The organism is Rhodococcus sp. BS-15 (assembly GCF_000813105.1).
Classification (GTDB): domain Bacteria; phylum Actinomycetota; class Actinomycetes; order Mycobacteriales; family Mycobacteriaceae; genus Rhodococcoides.
This window is the reverse complement of the sequence record NZ_BAOX01000549.1, coordinates 1-1,281: the sequence shown is the minus strand read 5'-3', so window position 1 is coordinate 1,281 and position 1,281 is coordinate 1. Positions and strand designations below refer to the sequence as shown.

The window sequence follows — 1,281 nt, the reverse complement described above, 5'->3', positions numbered from 1 at the left end:
TCCGGCCGCGCCCGCCGCAGCGGCGGGCTCGACCCAGGCCAAGGACATGGGGTACGCGACCGGTCAGGCTGCCACGCAATTCGGGGCGGGGCTGCTCTCGGGCCTCGCCAACCAACCGGCACCCGGTATGGCCGCACCAGGCAGTACGGCCAAACAGGCTACGCGCACAAGCTTTCGGGCAGGGTTACCCGCAGCAGGGATTCGGTCAGGGTTTCGGTGGAATGCCTCAGGCCGGTGGCATGAACGGGTACGGGCAGATGAACCCCGCCGCGTTCGGTCAGGCCGCCGCCGCCCCTCTCGCCGAAGCTGGAAACGCCATCGGACAGTTCGCGAATCAGACTGCGAATGCCATGACCGGAAGCGACACCGGCGTCGCAGGCCTCCTCGGAGATGCACTCGCAGGGGACCACGCAGGCGAACCAGCCCCCGCCGCAGCGGACGGACCAGCCACCGAACTCAAGAGCCAGGTGATCGACGCCATCGATCAGTACCTCGACGACCCCTCGTCGAGTGAATCCAGTGGTGGTGATCCGGCGCCGGAGACCGCCGAAGACAGCACCACCGTCGACCCGCCGAGGTCCGATACCGACGATGCCGGCGCGGACACCGACTCGGCCGGCTCCGAGTCCGGCGACGCGGAGGACCGCGGCGACGCGGCAGACGAGTCGAGTGAGACTCCCGCACCCGTCGCAGACCCGCCCGCCGCACCCGATACCTCCGCCGACCCTGCGGGGACGCCGATTACGGCGAACCCCACAGAAACGGTCGATCCGATCACCCGGCTTCAGAACGGTGCGGGCGCAGCCGTCGACCAGGTTGCCATGGGGCTACACGGAGCGATCGACGGTACCGCCGACACCGCACGACACCTCGCAGGGTTTCCTCCCGTCGACGCCTCGGCACCGGTCACGCACACTTCAGCCGGAGCAGCGCTGTCCCCTGCCACGGGCCTGTCGGCGAACGAATTCGGTCATGCCCCGGCGGGGCACAGTGCGCCCGGCGCAGCGGCAACAGCCGGAGGTGGAGCGATCGGCGGCGCACCGCAGATGATGGCTCCCGCAGCGCCGGCGGTAGCCCCAGCCGCAGGAGGGCCTGCAAACCTCTGGACGCCACCGCCGAGCGCACCCGCGCCGTCGCAGACGCCACTGCAGTCCTACGGTTCAGGGCAGCCGGGCCCGGCTCACTACAACACCGGTGGCGCGCCCCGGCCGGAGGGGGCGACGGACGGATCAACCACATCCCCACGCCGCCGCCGACGGCAGCCGCTGCCAACGCCGAAGC

General features: G+C 70.8%; 1 pseudogene. It reads left to right on the top strand.

The features are described from left to right. Nucleotides 1-221 precede the first annotated feature (221 nt). Nucleotides 222-1,281: pseudogene (locus RHBS_RS27840) on the top strand (hypothetical protein); the annotation flags it as partial.